Annotated in this window: 23 protein-coding genes; 7 read left to right on the top strand and 16 right to left on the bottom strand. The window is 63.7% G+C overall.

Translation table 11 applies throughout. The features are described 5' to 3' along the window. Positions 1-20 precede the first annotated feature (20 nt). A complete protein-coding gene (locus VGO04_RS17295) occupies positions 21-1541 on the bottom strand; it encodes a serine hydrolase domain-containing protein (protein ID WP_327497203.1) in 1521 nt (506 codons plus the stop codon). Between the two features lie 288 nt (positions 1542-1829). Here VGO04_RS17295 and VGO04_RS17290 point away from each other — a divergent pair, with 288 nt between their 5' ends. Continuing rightward, on the top strand, positions 1830-2870 hold the full coding sequence (locus VGO04_RS17290) for a dipeptidase (RefSeq protein ID WP_327497202.1): 1041 nt from the start codon (positions 1830-1832) through the stop codon (positions 2868-2870). Between the two features lie 63 nt (positions 2871-2933). Here the strand turns inward: VGO04_RS17290 and VGO04_RS17285 are convergent, their stop codons facing one another. Beyond that, on the bottom strand, positions 2934-3827 hold the full coding sequence (locus VGO04_RS17285; RefSeq protein WP_327497201.1) for a LysR substrate-binding domain-containing protein: 894 nt from the start codon (positions 3825-3827) through the stop codon (positions 2934-2936). 185 nt (positions 3828-4012) lie between these two features. Here VGO04_RS17285 and VGO04_RS17280 point away from each other — a divergent pair, with 185 nt between their 5' ends. Next, positions 4013-4984, top strand: a complete 972-nt coding sequence (locus VGO04_RS17280; protein ID WP_327497200.1) for a quinone oxidoreductase — start codon at positions 4013-4015, stop codon at positions 4982-4984. On the opposite strand, the gene VGO04_RS17275 is transcribed toward VGO04_RS17280, so the two are convergent. From VGO04_RS17275 to VGO04_RS17265, 3 genes are all read right to left on the bottom strand, one after another. Further along, positions 4981-5688, bottom strand: a complete 708-nt coding sequence (locus VGO04_RS17275) for an XRE family transcriptional regulator (RefSeq protein ID WP_327497199.1) — start codon at positions 5686-5688, stop codon at positions 4981-4983. The two genes, VGO04_RS17280 and VGO04_RS17275, sit on opposite strands and share 4 nt — an antisense overlap. A 116-nt stretch (positions 5689-5804) precedes the next feature. Next, positions 5805-6053, bottom strand: coding sequence for a DUF2798 domain-containing protein (locus VGO04_RS17270; RefSeq protein ID WP_327497198.1), 249 nt, complete (start codon positions 6051-6053; stop codon positions 5805-5807). Between the two features lie 11 nt (positions 6054-6064). After that, positions 6065-6979 carry an NmrA family NAD(P)-binding protein gene (locus VGO04_RS17265; RefSeq protein WP_327497197.1) on the bottom strand — a complete coding sequence of 305 codons (915 nt, stop codon included), beginning with the start codon at positions 6977-6979 and terminating at the stop codon, positions 6065-6067. 106 nt (positions 6980-7085) lie between these two features. Here VGO04_RS17265 and VGO04_RS17260 point away from each other — a divergent pair, with 106 nt between their 5' ends. Then, on the top strand, positions 7086-7979 hold the full coding sequence (locus VGO04_RS17260) for a LysR family transcriptional regulator (RefSeq protein ID WP_327497196.1): 894 nt from the start codon (positions 7086-7088) through the stop codon (positions 7977-7979). Between the two features lie 22 nt (positions 7980-8001). Here VGO04_RS17260 and VGO04_RS17255 read toward each other — a convergent pair whose 3' ends face one another. Further along, the gene (locus VGO04_RS17255; protein ID WP_327497195.1) at positions 8002-8865 is read right to left on the bottom strand and encodes a DMT family transporter; all 864 of its coding nucleotides are present in this window, start codon (positions 8863-8865) and stop codon (positions 8002-8004) included. 80 nt (positions 8866-8945) lie between these two features. Here VGO04_RS17255 and VGO04_RS17250 point away from each other — a divergent pair, with 80 nt between their 5' ends. Further along, positions 8946-10376, top strand: coding sequence for a PLP-dependent aminotransferase family protein (locus tag VGO04_RS17250; protein WP_414650558.1), 1431 nt, complete (start codon positions 8946-8948; stop codon positions 10374-10376). 341 nt (positions 10377-10717) lie between these two features. Continuing rightward, positions 10718-11758: a glutamine synthetase beta-grasp domain-containing protein gene (locus VGO04_RS17245; RefSeq protein WP_327497193.1), complete on the top strand. Its 1041-nt coding sequence runs from the start codon at positions 10718-10720 to the stop codon at positions 11756-11758. 134 nt (positions 11759-11892) lie between these two features. Here the strand turns inward: VGO04_RS17245 and VGO04_RS17240 are convergent, their stop codons facing one another. The 9 genes from VGO04_RS17240 to VGO04_RS17200 form a co-directional block, all read right to left on the bottom strand. Then, positions 11893-12801 (bottom strand): ABC transporter ATP-binding protein, encoded by a 909-nt coding sequence (locus VGO04_RS17240; RefSeq protein ID WP_327497192.1) that lies wholly within the window; start codon positions 12799-12801, stop codon positions 11893-11895. Next, on the bottom strand, positions 12798-13601 hold the full coding sequence (locus VGO04_RS17235) for an ABC transporter ATP-binding protein (RefSeq protein ID WP_327497191.1): 804 nt from the start codon (positions 13599-13601) through the stop codon (positions 12798-12800). Before VGO04_RS17235 ends, VGO04_RS17240 begins: the two co-directional genes overlap by 4 nt. Continuing rightward, positions 13598-14488 carry an ABC transporter permease gene (locus VGO04_RS17230; RefSeq protein ID WP_327497190.1) on the bottom strand — a complete coding sequence of 297 codons (891 nt, stop codon included), beginning with the start codon at positions 14486-14488 and terminating at the stop codon, positions 13598-13600. Before VGO04_RS17230 ends, VGO04_RS17235 begins: the two co-directional genes overlap by 4 nt. A gap of 1 nt (position 14489) precedes the next feature. Continuing rightward, the gene (locus VGO04_RS17225) at positions 14490-15467 is read right to left on the bottom strand and encodes an ABC transporter permease (protein WP_327497189.1); all 978 of its coding nucleotides are present in this window, start codon (positions 15465-15467) and stop codon (positions 14490-14492) included. A gap of 191 nt (positions 15468-15658) precedes the next feature. After that, positions 15659-17308: an ABC transporter substrate-binding protein gene (locus tag VGO04_RS17220; protein ID WP_327497188.1), complete on the bottom strand. Its 1650-nt coding sequence runs from the start codon at positions 17306-17308 to the stop codon at positions 15659-15661. Between the two features lie 40 nt (positions 17309-17348). Continuing rightward, positions 17349-18371, bottom strand: coding sequence for a glycoside hydrolase family 3 N-terminal domain-containing protein (locus VGO04_RS17215; RefSeq protein ID WP_327497187.1), 1023 nt, complete (start codon positions 18369-18371; stop codon positions 17349-17351). Between the two features lie 22 nt (positions 18372-18393). Further along, complete coding sequence (locus tag VGO04_RS17210; protein ID WP_327497186.1) at positions 18394-18873, bottom strand: GNAT family N-acetyltransferase; 480 nt, start codon at positions 18871-18873, stop codon at positions 18394-18396. A 461-nt stretch (positions 18874-19334) separates the two neighbouring features. Then, positions 19335-19703 carry a YbaN family protein gene (locus tag VGO04_RS17205; protein ID WP_327497185.1) on the bottom strand — a complete coding sequence of 123 codons (369 nt, stop codon included), beginning with the start codon at positions 19701-19703 and terminating at the stop codon, positions 19335-19337. A 16-nt stretch (positions 19704-19719) separates the two neighbouring features. Continuing rightward, positions 19720-20409 (bottom strand): DUF2161 domain-containing phosphodiesterase, encoded by a 690-nt coding sequence (locus VGO04_RS17200; protein WP_327497184.1) that lies wholly within the window; start codon positions 20407-20409, stop codon positions 19720-19722. A 362-nt stretch (positions 20410-20771) separates the two neighbouring features. On the opposite strand from VGO04_RS17200, the gene VGO04_RS17195 reads away from it, so the two are divergent. Continuing rightward, positions 20772-22187 carry a nodulation protein NfeD gene (locus VGO04_RS17195; protein ID WP_327497183.1) on the top strand — a complete coding sequence of 472 codons (1416 nt, stop codon included), beginning with the start codon at positions 20772-20774 and terminating at the stop codon, positions 22185-22187. Then, entirely contained in the window at positions 22184-22963 is a 780-nt protein-coding gene (locus VGO04_RS17190; protein WP_327497182.1) for a slipin family protein, read from the top strand. The genes VGO04_RS17195 and VGO04_RS17190 overlap by 4 nt, the downstream gene beginning before the upstream one ends. 15 nt (positions 22964-22978) lie before the next feature. Here VGO04_RS17190 and VGO04_RS17185 read toward each other — a convergent pair whose 3' ends face one another. Beyond that, positions 22979-23794, bottom strand: coding sequence for an inositol monophosphatase (locus VGO04_RS17185; RefSeq protein ID WP_327497181.1), 816 nt, complete (start codon positions 23792-23794; stop codon positions 22979-22981). Positions 23795-23802 lie beyond the last annotated feature (8 nt).

Below are 23802 nucleotides of genomic sequence, written 5' to 3'. Positions count from 1 at the left end.
GACGGTGCCAGCAAGAAAAATCAGCCACGCCGACGGTACTCGATCATCCGGGCGCGACTTGTCACCAGTTCAAGACGATCTGGTCCGAGGAGATGCAGGCAGATGCGCTTTACCCAGGGGCCGTCGTTCAGGGTGAACAGGAATCGGCCGTTGCCGAGTGCGGTCAGTGCAAGGGTCTGACGCGTCGGACCGATGCCCATCAGCACCCTGTCTTTGTCGACCATGAACTCCGCGCCTTCGTCCGAGTACCACACGCCGGAAAGCGATGCTGGAACCGGCTCATGCGTTGCAGCCGGAAGGAAGCGCCTGGCGGCATGGCCGACGTCGCCGACGAGGGCGATGCCATCCCGGCGAAGCCTTAGGGGCGACGAGGCGGAAAGCGAAGAAGCCCAGCCGTCGCCATCGTCATAGAGCGTCTCGTCGGCGTCGAGATAGGTGCAGGTGCTGCCCTTGATCTCGATCCACCAGGGACCGTTTTCCGTCACATAGAGACCGCCGCCGAGGCCGGATGCCGGAACCGGCAGGGGAAGACCTGTGAGCGCGGCCATGCTCTCAAGCGCGATCTTGTAGCCGTTGGTGTCCTCGCGGTTGGAAACGACGACGAAGCCGGCGCGGGTTTCGCGGTCGAGCAGGAAATAGGTCTTGTAGCCGGGATGCGAGCCGCCGTGGCCGAAGAATTCACGTGAGCCGAGCGACGATTTGCGCAGGCCCAGGCCATAGCCGGTGGGCCGGCCGTCGGCAAGAAAGCGTGTCGCCTGAAGTTTTCCGAGCAGACCGGCAAACTGGTCGTTCTCGCTCAAAAGGGCCTGCAGCCAGGCGGCCAGCGCCTTGGCGCTTCCCGTCAGGCTGCCCGAGGCAGAGATGTGTAGGCCGGCGGCGGAAAGCTGCCAGCTTTCGCCCGAATGCCAGTAGCCGGGAACAAGGTTCTTCACCGGGTCGTTCCAGACGTCGGGCGCCTTCAAAACGATATCGAGCGGCGACGCGATCCGACGCTGGATGAAATCGTCGAAACGGCAACCCTTGCGTTCGAGCGCTGCCTCGACGAGGCGATAGCCGGTGTTCGAATAGGAGACCTCGCTGCCCGCCTCGAAGTTCAGGCGTTCGAGGCGCGAAATGTATTCAAGCAGCGGTTCCGACTTGGTTTCGGTGTAGACGGAGAGGCCGAGAAGCGAGAGGCATTCGCGGGTGTCCGGCAACCCGCCGCTCATGTCGAGCGCCTGGCCGACAGTGACCTCGGCAAGTGGCGACCGCAGTTCGGGAAGATGTCGGCCGAGCGGGTCGTCGAGCCGGATCAGGTTACCGTGCGCCAGCACCATCGCCGCGAAAACGTGCTTGGTGACGGACGCATAACGCACGACGCTGTCGACCGTGAACGGCGCAAATGTCGCAAGGCTCTCGACACCGCCAGCATGGGTAAAACGAACCCCCGATGCATCGAAGCCGATGATGGCGCCGCCCGGCTCATCGGCAGCCCATTGCGCGGTCAGGCGCCTTGCCGTTGCTTCGGCCGCTTGCCAATCGAGCACTGCCGGCTTCGTCATGTCCATTCTCCCGTTCGCGGATGGTGTTGCCGCGTGCATTTTCGACTAAGCACGACAGCCATGCCTGTTGCCAATTCCGATTCCGGCAGGGCCTATGCGTGGTTTGCATTTGCCCGACACGTCTGTCTTGCGCTAGAGCGCCGCACGTCCGGGCAAATGCATCAAGGACGCACCGTGCCTTGGGCTCGCGGGGAAAATGGGTGCGGTTCCCGCACCCAATGTCTATGGTCCATGCGCGACTGGTTATGAGTCGCGTACAGGACAACAGATTGAAAAGGACGTCGAAAATTGGCGACGCAAGCGAAAATCCCGGTCTTTGATGGACACAACGACGTGCTGTCGCGGCTCTGGCGCTCGCCGGGCGGGGCGCCCGAACGCCGCTTCCTCGACGGTGTCGATACCGGGCATATCGATCTGGACAAGGCCGAGAAGGGCGGGCTTGCGGGTGGTCTTTGCGCCGTCTACGTGGCCTCTCCGGGCCTTGCCAAGGATGGCAGCGGCGAGTTTGCGACGCCGGATCAGGCGAGCGCTCTTGAGGCGACGCTCGGAATGGCGAGCCTGCTGATGCGGATCGAGCGGGAGGCGCAAGGGCGTCTGACGATCTGCCGCAGCGCTGCCGATATCCGTAACGCAATGGCCAGGGGCGCCTTCGCCTCCGTGCTGCACATCGAGGGCATAGAGGCCGTCGGCGCCGATCTCGATGCGCTTTACGTGCTCCATGCCGCGGGCCTGCGCACGCTCGGTCCCGTCTGGAGCCGGCCGAACATTTTTGCCTATGGCGTTCCTTTCCGCTTTCCCTCCTCGCCCGATATCGGTCCGGGCCTCAGCGAGGCCGGCAAGGATCTGGTGCGGGCCTGCAACGACTTGAAAATCATGCTCGACCTTTCGCACATGAACGAGCAGGGCTTCTGGGATATCGCCAAGCTTTCGCAGGCGCCGCTGGTCGCTTCGCATTCCAACGTGCATGCACTCTCCCCCCACAGCCGCAACCTCACCGACCGGCAGCTTGATGCGATCCGCGACACCGGCGGCCTCGCCGGCATCAATTTCGGCGTCCTGTTCCTGCGCGCCGATGGCACCAGGAACACCGATACGCCGCTCTCGCTGCTGGTCGACCACATCGACTACATCGTCGAGCGCATCGGCATCGACCATGTGGCGCTCGGTTCCGACTTTGACGGTACCGCGATCCCGGCGGCGATGCGCAGCGCGGCCGATCTGCCCCTGCTGGTCGATCTCCTGAGCGAGCGCGGTTACGACGATGCGGCGCTTGCCAAGATTTGCCACGGCAACTGGATCCGGGTGTTGGAGACGACCTGGGGCGAATGAGCCCGCGGCGATCCCGGCACACGTGCGAGACGGTTTTCCGCCCGGATCAGTTGCATACCGCGCTCAGCGCGCTTCCTTGGAGACGCTTTGAGCCTCCGAGGCCACCGGCAGGCCTTCCAACAGGACGCTGATCGCGGCATCGACAACGGGCGTCCGGCGATCCCTCGCGTAGAGACCGTACTGGACCGGAAGCGGCTTCGGCACGCCGGCCGACGCCTTCAGCACGCACATGGTGCCGGCCCGCACGGACTCGGGCGGCAGCAATCCGATGCCGAGGCCGTTTTCGATCGCCGCCTGCAGGGCGGTGACGCTCTGGCTGGAGAAGGTGATCCGATGTTCGCGCCCGGCGGCAGCCAGCGTCTCGATCATGCGCCGGCGCCAGAGGCAGGGGGCCGCGAAGGCAACGAGGTCGAGAGGTCGGTCGGGATCCGGGAGTGAGTCTGGCCCGCTTACCCATTGCAGCTCGACGTTCCAGGTGGTGACGGCATCGGCAACGACGGCGGATGTCGGCACGATCATGATATCGAGTTCGTCTTCCTGCCAGAGCCGGCCGAGCGCCAGGCTTTGCTCGACCACGACGTCGAGGCGAATTTCAGAATAGCCGCGATGCAGCCGTCCGAGCGCCGCCGGCAGCGCCGTCGTCGCCACTTCCTCGGCGAGCCCGACACGCACGCCGCCGCTGACCTCGGCCTGGCGCAGCCGCGCCGCGGCTTCGTCGCCCAGCGCCAGCATCCGGGTCGCATAGGAGAGGAACAACTCACCCTCGGGCGTCGGCACGACGCCGCGGCCGGTGCGCTGGAACAGCTGGCGGCCAAGCAGGCTTTCAAGCCGCCGCATCTGCATGCTCAGCGCCGATTGGGTGCGGCCGGTCTGGGTCGCCACGCGGTTGAGGCTGCCTTGCCGACAGACCGCGACGTAGGTGCGCAACAGGTCGATGCCGATCTGGTCAGATATCATTTTTTCTGAACTCTGCTGTCATAGATATCAGTCTACAACGGGAACGTTGGTGTGGCTATCTATTCGGTGTGACAAGAAGGGAGCGGACGCACCAACCATGTAAGAAGCCATTCGGCATCGTTAGCCGACGAGCCGGGGCCATCGCGCGGCTCGGTCGCAAGCCCGCCAATCCAAGGAACAGATCCATGAAAGCAATCCGCGTGCACCAGCACGGCGGGCCTGATGTGCTCGCCTATGAAAATGTCGAAATCGGAGAGCCCGGCCCGGGCGAAGTTCGCGTTCGCAACCGCGCGATCGGCGTCAATTTCATTGACGTCTATCTGCGCAGCGGCGCCTACCGGCCGCCGCACCTGCCGTTCATCCTTGGCAAGGAAGGTGCGGGCGAGGTGGTATCGGTCGGTGCTGATGTCGAGGGCTTCAAGCCCGGTGATCGGGTCGCCTATGTCGAGGCGCTCGGTGCCTATGCCGAGGAACACAACGTGCCGGCTCACTATCTCGTGCATCTGCCCGACGACATCGATTTCGAGACCGGCTCGGCGATGATGCTGAAGGGCCTGACGGCACAATATCTCTTGCGCCTTACCTTCCGCGTCGAGGCGGGGCACAGGATCCTCGTCCATGCGGCGGCCGGCGGGGTCGGCCTGATCCTGACGCAATGGGCAAAGCATCTTGGCGCGACGGTGATCGGTACGGTTGGCTCGCCCGCAAAGGCCGAGCTTGCACGCGCCAATGGCGCCGACCATGTCATCGACTACGCCAAGGAGAACTTTGCTGAGCGCGTGCGTGAAATCACCAGGGGCGAGGGTGTCGACGTCGTCTATGACGGCATCGGCCAGGCGACATTCGAAGGTTCGCTCGACAGCCTGCGGCCGTTTGGCCATTTCGTCAGCTTCGGTTCCGCCTCCGGCCCAATCGCGCCGTTCGACATCACGACGCTGGCGCGCAAGGGCTCGCTCTACGCCACCTGGCCGCTGCTGCCCACGCATCTGGCGCGGCGGGAAGATGTTCTTTCCATGAGCAAGGAGCTTTTCGAGGTCGTCGGCAAGGGCGCCGTCCGCATCCCCATCCATGCGCGGCTGGCGCTGGCTGACGCCGCGGAAGCGCACCGGCGGCTCGAGGCACGCGAGACGACCGGGGCGACCGTTCTGCTGCCCTAGGCTTCGCGGCCCGGGCGGCCCTTGCGGGACCGGGCCTTCTCGGAAGAGTCCGATCGATGGTCGGCGCGTGTCACCGCCAGGCTATCGGCCGGGCTCCCCGAGGGCTCGCCGTCGCCGAAGACATCCATGGTGCAGGTGTGCAGGATGGTGGTGGGTTCGCCGGTGTGGTTCCACATCGTGTGGATACGAAGCGAGGGGAAATGGGCGGAGTCACCGGCCTCAAGAACCATGGGCTCGCCATCCACCTCCAGCGTCAACGCACCCTTGAGGATGAAGAAGATCTCTTCGCCCTCGTGCGACATTGGCTCGCTGCGGTGCCCGGGTGGTTCGTGGATGATAGTGCTCCTAAGCACGTTTCCGGGAAAGGAGGCGGAGAGGCGCTCGTAGGAGACGGCATTCCCGCCTTGTTGGCCGAGCCCATAGACCGGCCGATGTTCGCGTCGGGTGAAGGGTGTCGCAACCTTCGGCGGATTGAGGAAGCTGCCGGCCTCGACCTTGAGCGTGCGACAGACGGCAATCAGCGAAGTCAGGGAAGGGACCGTGATGCCGCGCTCGATCTGCGATATGAAGCCGACGGAAAAGCCCGCCTCGTCGGCCACTTCCTGCAGCGTCAGCTTCAACGCCTTGCGCCGTTGGCGCAACCGATCACCGAGCGGCGGTGCTTCCGCTCCGCGGGAAATCGCGTTGCCGACATTTTCCGTCATCCCTGGTCATTCCCTCTCGTCTCTCCTCAAGCTAGGGGGCGGTGCATTTTGCTGTCAATGGATTTTAGCTGACCTAAAAAGTTTGTCGGCATCGCCGGGGCGACGCGGCACCGGCGTCACCGGGTGCCGCCGGCCTGTTCGACGGTTGCCGCAACGATCCGCCGCACGATCGGCAGGACCAGGAGCAGGCTTGGGAAAGCGACCACCCAGGAGAGCGCCCAGGCCCTGAGCCAGAGTGAAGGCAGGGCGGGCCCAAGGCCGCTGCCGCTGGCGGTCGCGACGAAGGAGACGATCGCGGACATCAGCACGGACAAAACGAGCGGCATGACGATCGCCTGGTAGCGATGGGGAAGCTTCTTCGGCATAGGCTGAACTCCTAATTCTGGAGAGGAAGTGGCAGGGTGTCGGTGCGGCCCTGGTTGCTCGCCAGCGCCAGTTCGCGGATGAAGTTCTGAAGGCTGCGGGGCTCGCGCTGCAGTGCTGCACGCAATGCCAGGCTGTTGCCGCCGAGCCCGACGTCGGCATAGTGCGCGTGCACCCGGGCGAGCATCTCAAGCTGGTGGCCGGTGTATTTCGCGCGGATCGGTTTTGCCCATTCGTGAAAATCGATGGTTCCGGCAGTGATCGGCCGCGCGAGGGCCTCGCTTATCATCAAGGCAATCTCTTCGCGATTGTGCCGCCCCTCGGCGCAGAGTTCGAGCGTGGCGTAGGCAAGCCGATCCTCGGTGAGTGCGATTGCCGCCACCTCCGCGACATCGCGGTAATCGACACGGGCAATGCGCGCCGTCTTTGGAAAGGGCTCGGCAAGGATGCCGGTTGCGAGCACGCTCGGCCATGCGGCGTGAAGGTTCTGCATGAAATTTGCCGGCTGCAGGATGGTGTATTCCAGGGGCGAAGAGTAGAGCGCATCCTCCACGGGGATTTTTGCGGCATGGTTCTTCAGCCATGTATTGGTCGGCTGGATGACCGAGGAGAATGCAAACTTTCTGACGCCCGCCCGTACCGCCGCCTCGACCATCGACACGCCCATCGCGGCTTCGTCCGGCGCGAATGCGGGCCCGATGTGAAAAACGCCGTCCGCTCCCGCAAGCGCCCGGTCGAGGCTTGCTCGCTCGCGCAGGTCGCCGATCGCCACCTGCGATACTCCAAGCAACGTCGCATGAGCACCTTGCGCAGCGTCGCGGACGAGGGCGCGGACCCTTGCGCCGCGTCGCGCCAGTTCCGGGACGACGAGGCCGGCAAAGCGGCCGGTGGCGCCTACCACGAGGATCGTGCTGGAGGGCTGGTTCATCTGGGATACCTCGGTCGTCGAATGATGATCTGAAGCTAATGCTCCAAACGAAGGCGGACAATCGACGAAGAATGTGATTTATTATCTCGAAAAACGGGATTATCGCATGAGCCGCATCGAAGACCTGGAAACGTTTTTGGCCATTGTCGAGCAAGGCAGCCTGACGGCTGCGGCGAGGCGCCTTGGGCGACCGCTGCAGACCGTCAGCCGGACGCTCGCTCTGCTCGAAGAAGATCTCGGGGTCGAACTGGTGCACCGGACCACCCGCCGCTCCGTTCTAAGCGAGGCGGGCGAAAGTTTTTACCGGCGCATCAAGCCGGCGGTCGAGGAAATCCACGAGGCGCGGGAGGAGGCAGCGCAGCGCCGCATCGAACCGTCAGGCGTGCTCAGGCTCGGCGCGCCCAGTCTGTTTGCGCCGCGGTTCCTGATGCCGGTCATCGCCGCCTACATGGCGAAGTATCCTCGCGTCGAAGTGGATCTCGACCTCTCCGACGTCTTCTCGGACCTTGCCGCCGACGGTCTCGACATGGTGATCAGGATCGGCGATCTCGCCGATTCCGGTCTGACCGGTAAGCGCCTGGGTGCGCTTCGCAGGGTCGTTTTCGGCGCGCCGTCCTACTTCGCCCGCTTCGGCAGGCCGGAGCATCCATTGGAGTTGCCCCGGCATGCCTGCGTTGCGCGAACGGTAGACGAGCGGCCCGGCGTCTGGATGTTTGTCGTCGACGGCCGGCCGCGCGCGGTCAAAGTGTCCGGAGCATTTCGCACCAACTCGATAAACGCGGTCTACTCGGCGGTCGAGCAGGGGCTCGGTCTCGGTTTTTCGCCGCTCTGGCAGATCAAGCACCTGATTGACGAAGGCAAGGTCGAGATTGTGCTCGACGCCTTCGAGCCCGCGCCCGTGCCGATCCACGCGCTCTGGCTCGAGGGGCGCAGCCCGACGGCGAAAATCCGCTGCTTCCTCGATCTGCTGGCCGAAAAGCTGAAGCTCGATCGGCTTTGACGCGAGCGGCAGCGGCTTGCGGCTATTTCGAGAACTTCTTTGCCCCGGCGACACACAGCACGATGCCGCCCGTCGTCACGAGCATGGCCGAGCTGACCGGTTCGCCCAGCAGCGTTGCGGCAAGGGCCAGCCCGAAGAAGGGCTGCAGCAACTGCAACTGCCCGACGCCGGCGACACCGCCGAGTGCGAGGCCGCGATACCAGAAGACGAAGCCAATCAGCATGCTGAAGACCGACACATAGGCAAAACCTGTCCAGGCGGCGTGGTCGACGGTCGCGAAGGACGAAGGCATGGTGAAAAGCGCAAGCGCGAGCATCACGGGCAGCGACAGAACCAGCGCCCAGCAGATCACCTGCCAGCCGCCGAGCTTGCGCGAAAGGCTGGCGCCTTCGGCATAGCCAAGGCCACAGACGATGATTGCCGCCAGCATCAAGAGATCGCCGACCGGGTTTGCCGCAAAACCCTGCATCAGCGCAAAGCCGACGACGGCGGCACTGCCAAGGCAGGAAAAGAACCAGAAGGCCGGGCGGGGACGCTCGCCGGCGCGCAGCACGCCGAAGATGGCTGTTGCCAGCGGCAGCAGTCCGACGAAGACGATCAGATGCGCCGACGTCACATGCTTCAGCGCCAGCGCGGTCAAGAGCGGGAACCCGAGCACGACGCCGAAGGCGACGATCACCAGGGACGTGAGGTCGGCGCGCGTCGGGCGCGGCTGGCGGAAGACGAGAAGCAGCAAGAGCCCGATGAGGCCGGCGATCGCCGCGCGCGCCACCGTCAGGAACACCGGATCGAAATCCATCACCGCGACCCGCGTTGCCGGCAGCGATCCGCTGAAGATCAGCACGCCCAGAAAACCACTCACCCAACCGTCTGCCGTTCTGTCCATGATAGGCTCCTTTTTCACCTGTATCGGCCAGGCGGCCTGTTCTTGCCAGAGACAATGCGGTACAGTTTCTTCAAACTGTAATGGACGATTGGGCGGTACGGATGACGGTGCAGGAACCTGGGATCGGTAGCGAAACGCTGATCGAGGGCGTGATGGCGACGATCCGGCAAAGGATTGCCGGGCGCGCGCTGACGCCCGGAGCAAAGCTTCCCTCCATTCGTGCCTTTGCCAAGACGATGCGCGTGTCGAAGTCCACCATCGTCGAGGCGTACGAACGGCTTGTGGGGGAAGGCGCCATCCGGTCGCGGCCGGGTGCCGGCTTCTTCGTCTCGGCGCCATTGGCGCCTCTGTCGCTGGCCGAAATCGGGCCGCGGCTTGACCGGGCGGTCGATCCGCTCTGGGTGTCGCGCGAGGCGCTGGAAACGGGTGACGGCGTGCTGAAGCCGGGTTGCGGCTGGCTGCCTCCAAGCTGGATGCCGGAGGCGGCCCTGCGCCGTGCGCTCAAATCGGCAGCAAGGATCGAGGCGGGCGCACTGACGGATTACGGCACGCCGCTCGGCCATGGCCCCCTGCGCCAGCTTCTGGCGCGACGGCTCGGCGAGCATGGCGTCGTCGCATCGCCCGAGCAGATCATTCTGACGGAGTCCGGGACGCAGGCGATCGATCTCATCTGCCGCCTGCTGCTGGAGCCGGGCGATACGGTCCTGGTCGACGATCCCTGCTATTTCAATTTTCATGCGCTGCTGCGCGCCCACAGGGCGAAGGTGGTGAGCGTTCCCTACACGTCTTCGGGACCGGACCTTGAAAAATTCTCCGAGGTCCTGACTGAACATCGCCCGCGGCTCTACATTACCAACTCCGCCCTCCATAATCCGACGGGCGCCACGCTTTCTCCCGTCGTCGCCCATCGCCTGCTGAAGCTCGCCGAGCAGGCCGGGTTGACGATCGTCGAAGACGATATCTTCGCCGATTTCGAAAACGCGCCGGCGCCGCGGCTCGCCGCCTTCGACGGGCTCGATCGTGTGGTGCAGATCGGCAGCTTCTCAAAAACCCTGTCGGCCTCCATGCGCTGCGGCTTCATCGCCGCGCCACACGACTGGATCGAGGGGCTGGTCGACCTGAAAATCGCCACCACCTTCGGTGGCCCGAACCTCTCGGCAGAACTGGTTTTCACCATGCTGAAGGACGGCAGCTATCGCAAGCACATGGAGGCGCTGCGTCAGCGCTTGGCGCGCGCGATGGCCGATACGGCTGCACGTCTTAAAGGTATCGACATCACGCCGTGGATCGAGCCACACGCCGGCATGTTTCTCTGGTGCCGCCTGCCGGATGGCATCGACGCGGCGGCGGTGGCCCAAAGGGCGCTGCAGCAGGAGATCGTGCTGGCGCCCGGCAATGTCTTCAGCCACTCGGCGACGGCCAGCAGTTTCATGCGCTTCAACGTCTCCCAGTGTGACGATGACCGGCTCTTCAGAGTGCTGCCCACGATCATGCGCCACTATAGCGGCTGACGGGAAACATCGGCCTGTGTGCGCGTTTTGGAGGCATGTGGCAGCCCTCTCCGACGGCCAGCGGCCTGCCCGGCGTCGGTTTTTTCTCCAAAGCGTAATTTTTGCCACTCGCCGCGGTCGGTCAGCCTAATTTTTGTGCAGTTCGCTTGTTCCTTGCGCGGTTGTCTGCAGCCGCGAGCCCGTGTCGTTGCTGCAGACGGCGTTTTTCTCTGGATTCCGGCGCGGATTCCGAGTTGGCACGATTAATGCTTCTTAACAGGCAACGGTCGTCGGGCACGCCAATCTGGATTGCCCAGCCGCTTCGGAACCAAGCCATTCCTGGCGTCATGTGAGAGAACGAAATGACAAAGTTTAAGCTCGAATACATCTGGCTCGACGGTTACAAGCCCACCCCGAACCTGCGCGGCAAGACCCTGATCAAGGAATTCGACGCTTTCCCGACGCTTGAGCAGCTCCCGTTCTGGGGCTTCGACGGCTCCTCGACCATGCAGGCCGAAGGCAGCAGCTCCGATTGCGTGCTGAAGCCGGTTGCGGTCTATCCGGACCCGGAGCGCAAGAACGGCGTTCTCGTTCTCTGCGAAGTCATGATGCCTGATGCGAAGACCCCGCACCCGTCCAACACCCGCGCATCGATCCTCGATGACGATGGCGCCTGGTTCGGCTTCGAGCAGGAATATTTCTTCTATCAGGGCGGCCGTCCGCTCGGTTTCCCGGACGCCGGTTTCCCCGCGCCCCAGGGCCCCTATTATTGCGGCGTCGGCTTCAGCAATGTTGGCGACGTTGCCCGCAAGATCGTCGAAGAGCACCTCGACATCTGCCTGGCTGCCGGCATCAACCATGAAGGCATCAATGCCGAAGTCGCCAAGGGCCAGTGGGAATTCCAGGTTTTCGGCAAGGGCTCGCGCAAGGCCGCCGACGAAATCTGGCTCGCCCGCTACCTGCTGCAGCGCCTGACCGAAAAGTACGGCATCGACGTCGAATACCACTGCAAGCCGCTCGGCGACACCGACTGGAACGGCTCGGGCATGCATGCCAACTTCTCGACCGCCTATATGCGCGAAGTCGGCGGCAAGGAATACTTCGAAGAGCTGATGGCGGCGTTTGCCGAAGCCCGTGCCGATCACATCGCCGTCTACGGCCCCGACAACCACATGCGCCTGACCGGCAAGCATGAGACCGCCTCGATCCACCAGTTCAGCTACGGTGTTGCTGACCGCGGTGCGTCGATCCGCGTTCCGCACAGCTTCGTCAACAACGACTACAAGGGCTACCTGGAAGATCGCCGCCCGAACTCCAAGGGCGACCCCTACCAGATCGCTTCGCAGATCCTGAAGACGATCTCCACGGTCCCGACCGACGTCGAAAAGCGCGAAGCCGCCTGATTTCAAGGCCCGGCGTTCACGAGGGCGCCGGGCCGAAATCGACGGGGTTGCGCTTTTCGCGCCCAACAAAAAACGCCCCGCGACTTGCGGGGCGTTTTTTGTTTGATCCGCTTGTGGCTGCGTCGCTGTCTTGCTCAGGCCGCGCGCACGAAGTGGTCGGGTTCAACTTCGCGGATCGTCTCCTGGGTTGCAGCCGAACGGCGACGCGTCTCGTCAGCTTCGGTGGCGCTGACCTGTGCGTTCGGATCGTCGAAGCGGATATCGGGATCCGGCACGGCGGACAGAAGCAGCTTGGTATAGGGATGGGCGGGGTTGTCGATCACCTTGCCGGTATTGCCCCATTCAACAATCTGGCCGGCATACATCACGGCTATGTCCTCGGCGACATAACGGGCCGTTGCGATGTCGTGGGTGATGTAGAGCAGGCCGAGGTTCATTTCCCGCTTCATTTCGCTGAGCAGATTGAGGACGCCGAGCCGCACGGAGACGTCGAGCATCGAGGTCGGCTCGTCGGCCACGATCACTTCAGGCTTTGCGGCGAGCGCCCTGGCGATGTTGACGCGCTGGCGCTGGCCGCCCGACAGCTCGTGCGGATATCTGGACGCAACGATATCAGGATCGAGCTTCACTTGCTTGAGCAGCGCCTTGATCTCCTCGGTGATGGCGGCGCCCTTGAGCTCCGGGCGATGCAGCATCAACGGGCGCTTCAGGTGGTAGGCGATCGTGTGCGCCGGATTGAGCGAGGCAAAGGGATCCTGGAAGATCATCTGCACCGATCGGCGATAGTCGGCGATCTCCTTGGCTCCCGCATTGTCGACGGGTTTGCCCTTATAGAGCAGACGCCCTTCGCTCGGCTCATACTCGCGCATGGCGATGCGGGCGCAGGTGGTCTTGCCGCTGCCGGATTCGCCGACGACGGCGAGCGCCCGTCCGGCATGGAGCGAGAAGGATATGGCGCGCGCCGCGCGCACGGCGTTTGGTCCATTGCCGAAGGTCTTGCTGACCTTGTCCAGGGTCAGGATAGGTGCGGACGTGCCGGTCATCGAAGGACGCCTCCGTGCAGCGAGGGGAAGGAGGCCCAGAGCTTCTTGGTATAGTCGTGCTCCGGTGTCCGGTAGATGGCGTCGGCGGTGCCCTGTTCGACCAGTTTACCGCCGAGCATGATGCCGATGCGGTCGCAGAACTGCACCATCAGCCCGAGATCGTGGGTGATGAAGAGCACGGCGAAACCGAGCTTGCGCCGGAGTTCGTTGATGCGCTGGAGGATTTCGCGCTGGACCACGACGTCGAGCGCCGTCGTCGGCTCGTCCATGACGATCAGCCGCGGATCGAGCGCCAGGCAGATGGCAATGACGATGCGCTGGCGCATGCCGCCCGAGAACTGGTGCGGATAGTCGCGCATGCGGTCCGGCGAAATGTCGACGAGCTTGAGCATTTCCGCGGTGCGGTCGCGTGCAGCGGCCCGACTCATGCCCTTGTGCGTCTTCAGCACGTCGTAGAACTGCTGCTCGATGCGCAACACCGGGTTCAGCGAGTTCATGGCGCTCTGGAACACCATTGCCACTTCGCGCCAGCGGAAATCGGCAAGGCCGTGCTGGTCGAGATCGAGCACATTGCGGCCGTCGAGCAGGATGGCGCTTTCCTTGCGGATCAGCGCCGGCGGCTTGTGCAGGCGGCTGATGGCGAAGGCGATCGTGCTCTTGCCGCAGCCGCTTTCGCCGGCAAGGCCGAAGACTTCGCCGGGGGCAACGTCAAAGCTGACATTGTCGACAGCGCGGAAATCGTCGGTTTCGCCGATGTAGTCGATGGTGAGGTTTTTGACGGAAAGCAGAGGCGCGGTCACAGGCGGCCCTCCCCGGAACGGATAAGGGCCTGCCAGCGGCCGAGCCGGTTGCCGGTGCGAAGCCGCGGATTGGCGATCTCGTCGACGGCGAAGTTGAGCAGCGACAGGCCGATGCCGAGGAAGGCAAGCGCAAAGCACGGCGTCAGGATGTCCCACCAGGCGCCGACCGAAAGCGCAGACGCCTTCTGCGCGCCATAGAGCATGGTGCCCCAGGAGACGACCTTCGGGTCGCCGAGGCCGAGAAATTCGAGCGTTGCCTGGGTGATGATCGCGAAGATCACGCTGCCGATGAAGTTGATGCCGACGATCGAGATCAGGTTGGGGAAGATCTCGAAGGACATGATCCGCCAGCGCGGCTCGCCCATCATTTCGGCGGATTTCACATAGTCCTTTTGCTTGACCGAGAGCGTCTCGGCGCGGGTGACGCGCGCGCCCCAGGCCCAGGAGGTGCAGCCGAGAATGAGCGCGATGACCCAGGGGCTTGCCTGGCCGATGAAGGCGGCAAGCACGAGCAGCAGCGGCAGGTTCGGCACGACCAGCACCATGTTGGTAAAGAAGCTGATGACCTCGTCCACCTTGCCGCCGCGATAGCCGGCGATGATGCCGAGCGCGGTACCGACGGCGGTGATCAGCAGGCCGGCACCGAAACCGACGGCAAGCGAGGTGCGGGCGCCATAGAGGAGGCGGGCAAAGACGTCCTGGCCGATGCGGGTGGTGCCGAGCCAATGGTCCCACGACGGCGCCTGGTGCGGCCGGCCGACGCGGGCGCTCGGGTCGTAGGAGGTCAAGAGCGGGGCAGCGATCGCCACAGCCAAAATGAAGGCGACGATCAGCGCGCCGACCATGGCCTTGCGATTGCGGATGAGCGGGAAGGAGGATTTCTTCATGTCACGCCCTCTTCAGTCGCGGGTCGAGCAGCACGTAGCTGACATCGACGATGAAGTTGGCGATCAGCATGGTGGCGGTCATGATCAGAAGCTGTCCCTGGATGACGGGGTAATCGCGGGCGAGGATCGCCTGGTAGAGGATGTTGCCGAGGCCCGGATAGTTGAACACCACCTCGGTCACCAGGGAGCCGCCAAGCACCGTGCCGATGGCGATCGCCAAGCTTGAAACCGTCGGCAGCAGGGCGTTGCGGGCCGCATACCAGAGCATGACGCGGGTGTCGGAAAGGCCCTTGGCGCGGGCCATGACTATGTAGTCTTCACCGAGCAGGTTGATCATGTTGTTGCGCATGGTCACGGCAAAGCCGCCGGTCAGAACGGCGCAGAGCGTCAGCATCGGCAGGATGCCGTGATAGGCGACGCTGCCGAGATATTGGAGCGAGAGGGCCGGATCGAGCGCCGGATCGGCGGCATAACCGGTCGGGAACCAGCCAAGCGTGAAGCCGAAGGTGAAGACGACGATCAGCGAGGTGACGACGGCCGGAACCGAGGTCGCGAAGATCGCGCCGACGGAGACGATGACGTCGAACAGGCTGCCGCGCCGCCAGGCGGCGAGAATGCCGAGGAACGTGCCGAGCGCGAAGCTGACCAGCGTTGCCGTGCCCATCAGGCCGACGGTCCAGATCAGCGCATTGCCAAGTACCGTTGTCACCGGCAGCGGGAAATACTTGATCGAGCGGCCGAGATCGCCGCTGAAGATGCTGCCGAGATAGGTGAGGTATTGCTGCCAGAGCGGCCCGTCGACGAAGCCGAAGGTGAGTTTCAGGGCCTGCAGGCTTTCGGGCGGCAGCTCGGCGCCGGCGCTCGAAAACATGATCTGCACCGGGTCGCCGGGCATCAGCCGCGGCAGGAAGAAATTGATCGTCGCGGCTGCGACGAAGGCCGCCAGGTAGAAACACAGGCGGCGTAGCAGAAAGGCCATCGGGAACTCCATCGACTGCGGCCGCCGCGCGTGGCGTCTGGCGGCATGGCTGTCTTCTTAACGGCCGTCCGGCTTGGGCAAACAGCCAGGACGATCGCGTGGCGGGCGCAGGCCGCTCGCCATTGTTGCCGGATCAAGACGCGGCGCTCTCTCGGCCTATCGTCCGTGAGAGCGCCGCACCTGCGATCGGGTTACTTCACCGGCTCAAGCGCCAAAAGGTGCAAGAGACGCGCCGGGTTGTTGCGGGTGATCGACGGGTTGACGAAGGGGTTCTCCGCCGTCGCCCAGCCCTTGAAGCGCTTGGTGTTGTACTGGTACCAGTTCGGGTTGTTGAACACCGGCATCATGGGCATGTTCTCGGCGACGATGCGCTGCGCCTTGTTCATCGCTTCCTTCTGCTTGGCCGGGTCCGCCGTCTGGGTGAACTCGGTCAAGAGGGCTTCGACATCCGGGTTGAACCAGCGCTGCGAGGTGAAGCGGGTCTTGCCCTTGTCGCTCGAGCTGAAGGCGCGCTTGTAGGGGTAGTAGGGCGAGGCAGAGGCCGGCAGGCTGTTGATGGCCGCGTCGAAGGTGCCGTTGATGAGGTTGCCGGTCCAGACAGCTTCTTCCGGCGTCTCGATCTTGGCGTTTAGGCCGACGGCCTGCAGGCCCTCGACAGCGATCGTCACGGTGTCGATCCAGTCGGTCCACGAGCTCGGGACGATGATCGAGAATTCGATCTTGCTGCCGTCCGGGTTGTCGCGGAAGCCGTCGCCGTCCTTGTCGGCATAGCCGGCCTCGTCGAGCAGCGCCTTGGCAGCGTCGGCATCGTACTTGCCGTATTTGCCGAATTCGGCGGCAACCGACGGATCGGCCCAGCTCTTGTAGAGCTCGCCCATGCCGGCCGGGTCTTCGTTGAGCGTCGGGTAGCCGTAGCCTGCGACATCGACCATGGTGCCGCGGTCGAGCGCCATGGAGGCAGCGCGACGGAACTTCACGTCGTTGAAGGCCTTGCGGTTGTTTTCGTTGGCGGTTTCCTGGTTGAACAGGAAAGCGACCATGCTGCTCGGCGAGTACCAGAAGTGGAAGTGCTCCGGGTCCTTGGCGACATAGACGTTTTCGATATCCGGGATGAAGGACACGCCCCAGTCGAGCGTACCCGAGGCTGTCGCCGTCAGGATCTGGTTGTTGTCGGCCAGCTGCGGGAAGCGCACGCAGTCGACCTTCAGGGTTGCTGCGTCCCAGTAATGCGGGTTGCGGCACTGGTCGTAGGTCTGGCCGGTGAAGCGCGGGATCTCGGTCAGCGGGCCGCTGCCCACGGGCGTCTCGTTGGCGAAGGTCACCGGCTCGGCAATGTCCTTCCAGACGTGCTCGGGCACGATCGGCAGCTGCGCCAGCTGTTCGCCGGCAAGCGAGCTCGGGTTGGCAAGCGTGAAGCGGACGGTCTGAGCATCGACCGCCTCGACGCCGGTGATGAAGGTCCAGATGCTGACGAAGTCGAGCGCCGGGAATTTCTTCAGATAGTCGTAGGTGAACTTGACGTCGGTTGCCGTCAGCGGCTTGCCGTCCGACCACTTCAGGTTCGGGCGGAGCTTGAACTCGATCGACTTCAGGTCGTCGGCGAGCTTGAAGCTTTCAGCGAGCCGGAAGACCGGCTTGTTGCCGTCGAAGCGGTTGAAGACGACGAGCGGCTCGTAGATGAAATCGAGCGTGCTCTGGCGCGCCGAGGTCTGGTTGAACGGGTTGAAGTTGCGCACCCAGGTGGTTGCCGGCTCGATGTTGGCGGTCAGAACGGTCTGTGCTGCGGCCGGGCCGGCGATAAGAGCAAGCGCGGTGGCCGCGCCGAGAATGGATTTCTTCACGGTAGTTCCCCTTTTTGATCGCAAGGATTTCTTGTTTCGGTCAGGCAACGAGGGCGCTGTTGAAAATGTCCTCGACTTCGGCATGGGCTGCGCGCACGTCGACCTTCAGCGTGCCGAGGCGCGCTTTGCCTGCCGCGATGCGTTTCAGTGCGGCATCGGTCAGCGGCCTTGCCGCCTTGGCCGCTGCTCCGCTTTCAGCCAGCGTGCCGTGGCTGTGGAGCGCAATGTCGGAACCGGCATCGAGCACCTGGCGCACGCGTTCCGGCAGGGTGCCGCGCAGCGATTCCATGAAGATGCAGTCGGAGACGAGCACACCGTCGTAACCCATGTTGTTGCGGATCACGTCGTGCATGACCGGCGAGATCGAGGCTGGCAGCTCCTTGTCGAAGGCGGAGTAAACGACGTGGGCGACCATGGCCCAGGGCGTGTCGCGCAATGCCACGAAAGGCTTGAAGTCGGTGGAGGTCAGCAGCTCGCGTGAGGCGTCAACGACCGGCCGTTCCTTGTGCGAATCGAGCGTCGCGCGGCCATGGCCCGGGATGTGCTTCATGACAGGCATGTTGCCGGTTTCGAGCAGGCCGTCGATCACTTCGCGGCCGAGCGCGGCGATGAAATCCGGGTCGGCGCCGAAAGAGCGGGCGCCGATGACCGAGCTCGTGGTCGAAAAGACGAGGTCGAGCACGGGCGAGCAGCCGCTCGTGAGACCAAGTTCGCTCATCATCGTGCCCATGGCCTGGCTCGACAGGCGCAATGCCTTCTTGCCGAGCGCAAAATCGTGACGGGCAAGCTCGGCGAATTCGCCGAAAGAGCGAAAAAGCGGCCATGGACCGGCATCAAGATGCTGCACGCGGCCGCCTTCCTGGTCGGTAAAGACAGGCGCGTCCTCACGGCCGACTGCTTCACGGAAGCGTTCGATCAGCGCCTTGGTCTGCGCAGGGTCGCGCTGGTTGCGGCGGCCGACGAACAGGCCGAGTGGGTTGGTCTCGCGGAACAGCGCGAACTCGTCGTCGGAAAGCGTAGGATTGGGAATGCCGACGAAGAGGGCAAGCGGGGTCGAGGACATTGATAGGCTCCGATATCAGGAATTATTTGGAAGGGCGGCGCAGCATGCCCTGGTAGATCCCCTTGTCGGGGGCGGGGATGGCGACAGCGCCGACGGTCTTGGCGTAGAAATCAACGGGGCCTGCGTCGCCGATGAAGGCATAGGCGTGCCCAAGCGTCTTCATGGTATCGAGGCAGCCGGAAAGCAGCGCCACACCGATGCCCTTGCCGCGGGCTGCGGGATCGACGCCCGTCGGTCCGAAGAAACCCGGGGCGGTCGTGTCGTAGCAAGCGAAGCCGACGAGCGCGCCGTCATTGACAGCGATGAGGCAGGCGATCGGCCGGCGCGCAAAGGCAACGGTCACCTCGCTTGCCCAGTTCGCGCTGAAATTCTCGCGCACCCAGTCGACGACCAGGCCCATTTCCGGCGGCAAGGCGGGACGGATCGTCACCTTGTCGGTTTCGGTTCTGCGCTTGAGTTCGCCGAGGATCGGCGCATACAAGCTCACCAGCATGTCAGGCATATGCTCCTCCACATATTCCTTTATTAAGGAATTGCTGCCTTTGTAATGCAATAGATGGAGCTATCCTCCTCGGCTTGTCAATCCGCAATCATCAGATTTGGGGGTGCTGGCTGTTTTTCCCCGGCGATGGCATCCACGGATGAAACGTTCCAACGACTGAGGCGCCGCGTTTGAAGACCTGGTCCATGCTGGCGAGGGACTGTTGCGGAAATGATCACGCTCGCACCGGACAAAGCTGTTCTCGCCGGGAAATTGCGCGTTTGTACAGCTTTGTTCCTGAGTTGTTCGAAATACATTTTGATTTACAAAAACACTAAGTATGGATGTATACGCGATCATTAAGTGTATGCTGAAGCAACGTTCGACCATGTCGAGTGCAGGGTAAGTAATTCTTGAGGAGATATGTATTGTTTCGGGGCGGCTTCCCGACGGTCAGGGGCCCATGGGCTCCAGCCGCGCCGCTATTCCGCTGGACGGGTCAGAATGAACAATGCCGGAAGGGCCATCACCGCTGCGACGATTGCTGCGAGCTTCAGGCTGGGGTTGCCGAAGAAGCAGAAGAGGCCGAAGCTCGTGGCCATCAGGCTGACGGCGCCCGTCTTGGCGCGTCTGGAAATTGAACCTTTTTCGCGCCATAGCCTCAGCGATGCGCCAAAAATAGGATGGTTGAGCAGCCATTGCTCCAGCCGCGGCGACGCGCGGGCAAAAAGACCCGCCGCCAAGAGCAAAAAGGGTGTTGTAGGCATGATCGGAAGGAAGGCGCCGACGACGCCGAGACCGACCATCAGCCAGGCGAGACCAAGATAAAGGATGCGAAGCGCAGGGTGCATGGAGCTACCTACAGGATCAAGCTTCGGCGGTTTCAACGGCCGGTACCGGCATGGCGTCGCCGGGCGGCCAGCGACGAAGCGCTTCGGCCCCCTGTTGCGTCAGAGTGTAAATGCCGCGATCGATCCGCTCAAACCAGCCATAGACATTGCTCTGCAGGATTTTGGCGGCGTCCGGCGCGACCTCGCGAAGGTCGCGCGGACGCCGTTCGCCGTTCATGAGAGCCGCGGCACAGGCGAGCGCCTGCTGGCGGTACGCGGTCATGATTGGTGATCGCGTCGCACCGCCTGCCGTCGGGTCACCCTTGCGGCGGCGGTGTTCGCTGATCAGGCGCGAACGTTTCTTGTTGTTCTTTTTCGGCATCACCGCGGAGGCTGCGAGAATGACGTCGACGGCACCACTATCGGCCACCGACAGCATGCCGAACCCAAGTCGGCGGCAGAGATCCCGGAACCGGCGATCGCTTTCGCGTCCCTTTCCCTTGGCCGATACGCGGGCGGCGATCCAAACCTCGTCGCCCGACGTGGCACGGTCGACGGCCTGAAGGATCAGTTCGAGATTGAACGTGAGCTTCAGCTCGCAGATGACGACGAGCGGCGGTTCATCATCGCTGAGCGCCACGATGTCGCAGCCGCCGATCTCACCTTTGACGCTGTAGCCACGGGTTTCGAGGAAGTGTTTGATCGGCTGGTAGAGGGTCGTTTCCAAACCCGATAATCCTGTTCTGCTCGAAGACTGCCGAGGCGTCGGGGAGATTGCTTCGCCGAAGCACAGTCATGGGACATGAGGTCTAGCAGATAACCCTGATCGCCGTCGTTGTCATCTCGCCACAGGTCGTCAGGCCACGCCGGCCGAAAACCAGGATCGGCACGCAGCATTGAGAAAAGGTGACTTTCGACCCAGCAGGGGTGCTGTCGAACGGATCTGAGCGCGTGCAGGACCGCGGCTGCCGTGCAGGGACCCGCCAGGCGTAGCTGTGGGCCATGCTTCGTCCTAACCCGGTGATGTGCTACTATTGCTGAAGGGACGCACTCTCTGGAGGCGTCGCGCGCACGAGGTTTTGACGACGAATGTTGCGTTACCTCACCGTGTTTTTCGTTTTGATCTTACCATTCGCGTTTCCAGCTTCGCCACGGGCCGAAAACGATCGGGTCGCCTTGGTCCTGCATGTCGAAGGCGCCATAGGTCCGGCGACCGGCGAATATGTGGTGCGGGGTCTCGGGCGGGCGATGGAGCGGCGGCTTCCGCTGGTCGTCTTGCAGATCGATACGCCGGGCGGTCTCGATACCTCGATGCGCGACATCATCCGCGCGATCCTGGCGTCGCCGGTTCCGGTCGCAAGCTTCGTCGCACCGAGCGGCGCGCGGGCGGCGAGTGCCGGCACCTACATTCTCTATGCCAGCCACATCGCCGCGATGGCGCCCGGGACCAACCTCGGCGCCGCGACGCCGATCGCCATCGGCGGAGACATGTTCGGCCAGGGGAAAGACGCCGAAACCGGCAAGAGCGGCGAGCAGTCCGACGGCAAGCAGGCTCAGCCGCAGAATGCCGTCGAGGCAAAGCTCGTCAACGACGCCGTCGCCTATATTCGCGGCCTGGCCGAACTGCGCGGGCGCAACGCCGATTGGGCCGAGCGGGCGGTGCGGGAAGCAGCAAGCCTTTCGGCCGAGGCGGCCGCGCGCGAGAAGGTCGTCGACTTTACCGCCGCGAACGTGGATGACCTTCTGAAGCAGGCAAACGGCCGGACCGTGCGCGTGGGGCAAAAGGACGTCGTTCTCGATACCTCCGGCCTCGCTCTCGAACACTTCGCGCCCGACTGGCGCACACGGCTGCTGTCGGTCATCACCGATCCCAATATCGCGGTCATTCTGATGATGATCGGCATTTACGGCTTGATTTTCGAGTTCCTGTCGCCGGGTTCGGTCGCGCCGGGTACGATCGGCGGCATCTGCCTGCTGCTCGGTCTCTACGCGCTTGCGTTGCTGCCGGTGAGTTTCGCCGGCATCGGGCTGATCGTGCTCGGCATCGGCCTCATGGTCGCCGAGGCACATTCGCCGTCTTTCGGTGTTCTGGGCGCCGGCGGCAGCCTCGCGCTGGTGCTCGGCGCCGCCATCCTTTTTGACACCGACGCGCCAGGTCTAAGGGTTTCGTGGCCCGTTCTTGGCATGCTCGCGGCCGCAAGTCTGGGATTTAGTCTGCTTGTCGCACGGCTCGCCTTCGGCTCTCGCCGCCGCGCCGTCGCGACCGGCGCCGAGCAGATGATCGGCATTAGCGGCAAGGTCGAGAGCTGGGCCGGACCTGCAGGCTATGTCGTCACCCACGGCGAGCGCTGGCAGGCGGTGAGCAGTCAGGCGCTGTCGAAGGGCGAGGACGTAACAGTCGTCAGGCGCAATGGCTTGATCCTCGAGGTGGCCCGCTGCGATCGGATTAGCGAGAGCACCCCTGCCTCGACGGCCACCCAGGGCAAAACGGAGGAACGATCATGAACATGTTCGGGAGCCTTGCTCCCTTCGCCGCCCTGCTGGTGCTGGTCATACTCGTCATCGCCTATGCGATCCGGATCCTGCGGGAGTACGAGCGCGGTGTGGTCTTCACACTTGGCCGCTTCACCGGGGTCAAGGGCCCCGGCCTGATCCTGCTGGTGCCCTATGTGCAGCAGATGGTGCGGGTCGATCTTAGGACCCGGGTTCTGGACGTGCCGAGCCAGGATGTCATTTCCCACGACAACGTCTCGGTCCGGGTCAGCGCCGTCATCTATTTCCGGGTGATCGACGCCGAGAAGTCGACGATCCAGGTCGAAGATTTCATGATGGCGACCAGCCAGCTGGCGCAGACCACGCTTCGGTCGGTGCTCGGCAAACACGACCTCGACGAGATGCTGGCCGAGCGCGACCGGCTGAACGAGGACATCCAGAAGATCCTCGATAGCCAGACGGATGCCTGGGGCATCAAGGTGGCGACGGTCGAGATCAAGCATGTCGACATCAACGAGAGCATGATCCGCGCAATCGCAAGGCAGGCGGAGGCGGAGCGCGAGCGGCGTGCCAAGGTCATCAACGCCGAGGGCGAGCAGCAGGCGGCCGCCAAACTGCTTGAGGCCGCCGAGATCCTCGCCCGGCAGCCACAAGCCATGCAGCTGCGTTATCTCAGCACGCTGAACGTCATTGCCGGCGAGAAGAACTCAACCGTCATCTTCCCGTTCCCGATGGAACTCGGTGGCCTGTTGGGCATCAAGCCCGACAAACCCACCGGCCAAACGTAAGCGTTGCGGAAGCGATCAGGCCGCCGCCGCCTTTTCGAGATTGGCGACCTTCATGAGATCGTCGACTGCACCGGGTGCCGCAGCCAGCACGGGCGCCCAATGGGTCAGCGCCTCGCCGCGTGCCGGGAAGGGCAGCGTCCAGCCGCCGGCCTCGCTCACCAGGCAATAGCCGCCCAGGCAATCCCAGGCGTGCATGTAGGGTTCGTAGTAGCCGACAAGCCGGCCGGCCGCGACATAGGCGATCATCAGCGCGCCCGAACCGTTACGCATGAAGTTGCCGCCATCCGCAAGCAGGCGCTCGACGATCGCCCCCATCTCCGCAGGCGTCACCTGGTCGTTGGCGCCAAGCCCGGTGACGGCATTGCGGATCGTGCGCGTGCCGTCGAGACGGAGGGTCTTGCCGTTGAGCGTCGCGCCGAGGCCTGTGGCGGCTGCGTAAAGCTCCTGATGGCACGGCGAATGGATCACGCCGACCACCGGCTTTTCGTCGTGTACGACAGCAATCGAGACGCACCAGTTCGGCATGCCGTTGACGAAGGGCGTGGTACCGTCGATCGGGTCGAGCACCCAGGTGAAGCCGGATGTGCCATCGACAAGACCGTGCTCTTCGCCGAGAACGCCGTCATCCGGAAACGCAGCCGCGATCCTCTCGCGGATCAGGGTCTCGACATTGCGGTCGGCGATCGAAACCACGTCGTGGGCGTCTCGTTTGGTTTCAATGACGAGCGTTTCCCGCTTCAGGAAGTAGTCGTAGGCGAGCTTGCCCGCCTCCTCAGCCACGGATTTGGCAAGCGTGAACCGAGCCTCGAGGCCGGCAATTTCAGACGTCATGAAACAGT

The sequence above is a fragment of the Ensifer sp. genome, assembly GCF_035999185.1.
GTDB lineage: Bacteria > Pseudomonadota > Alphaproteobacteria > Rhizobiales > Rhizobiaceae > Ensifer.
The sequence above is the reverse complement of the archived record's forward strand: the minus strand, read 5'-3'. Positions and strand labels throughout refer to the sequence as shown.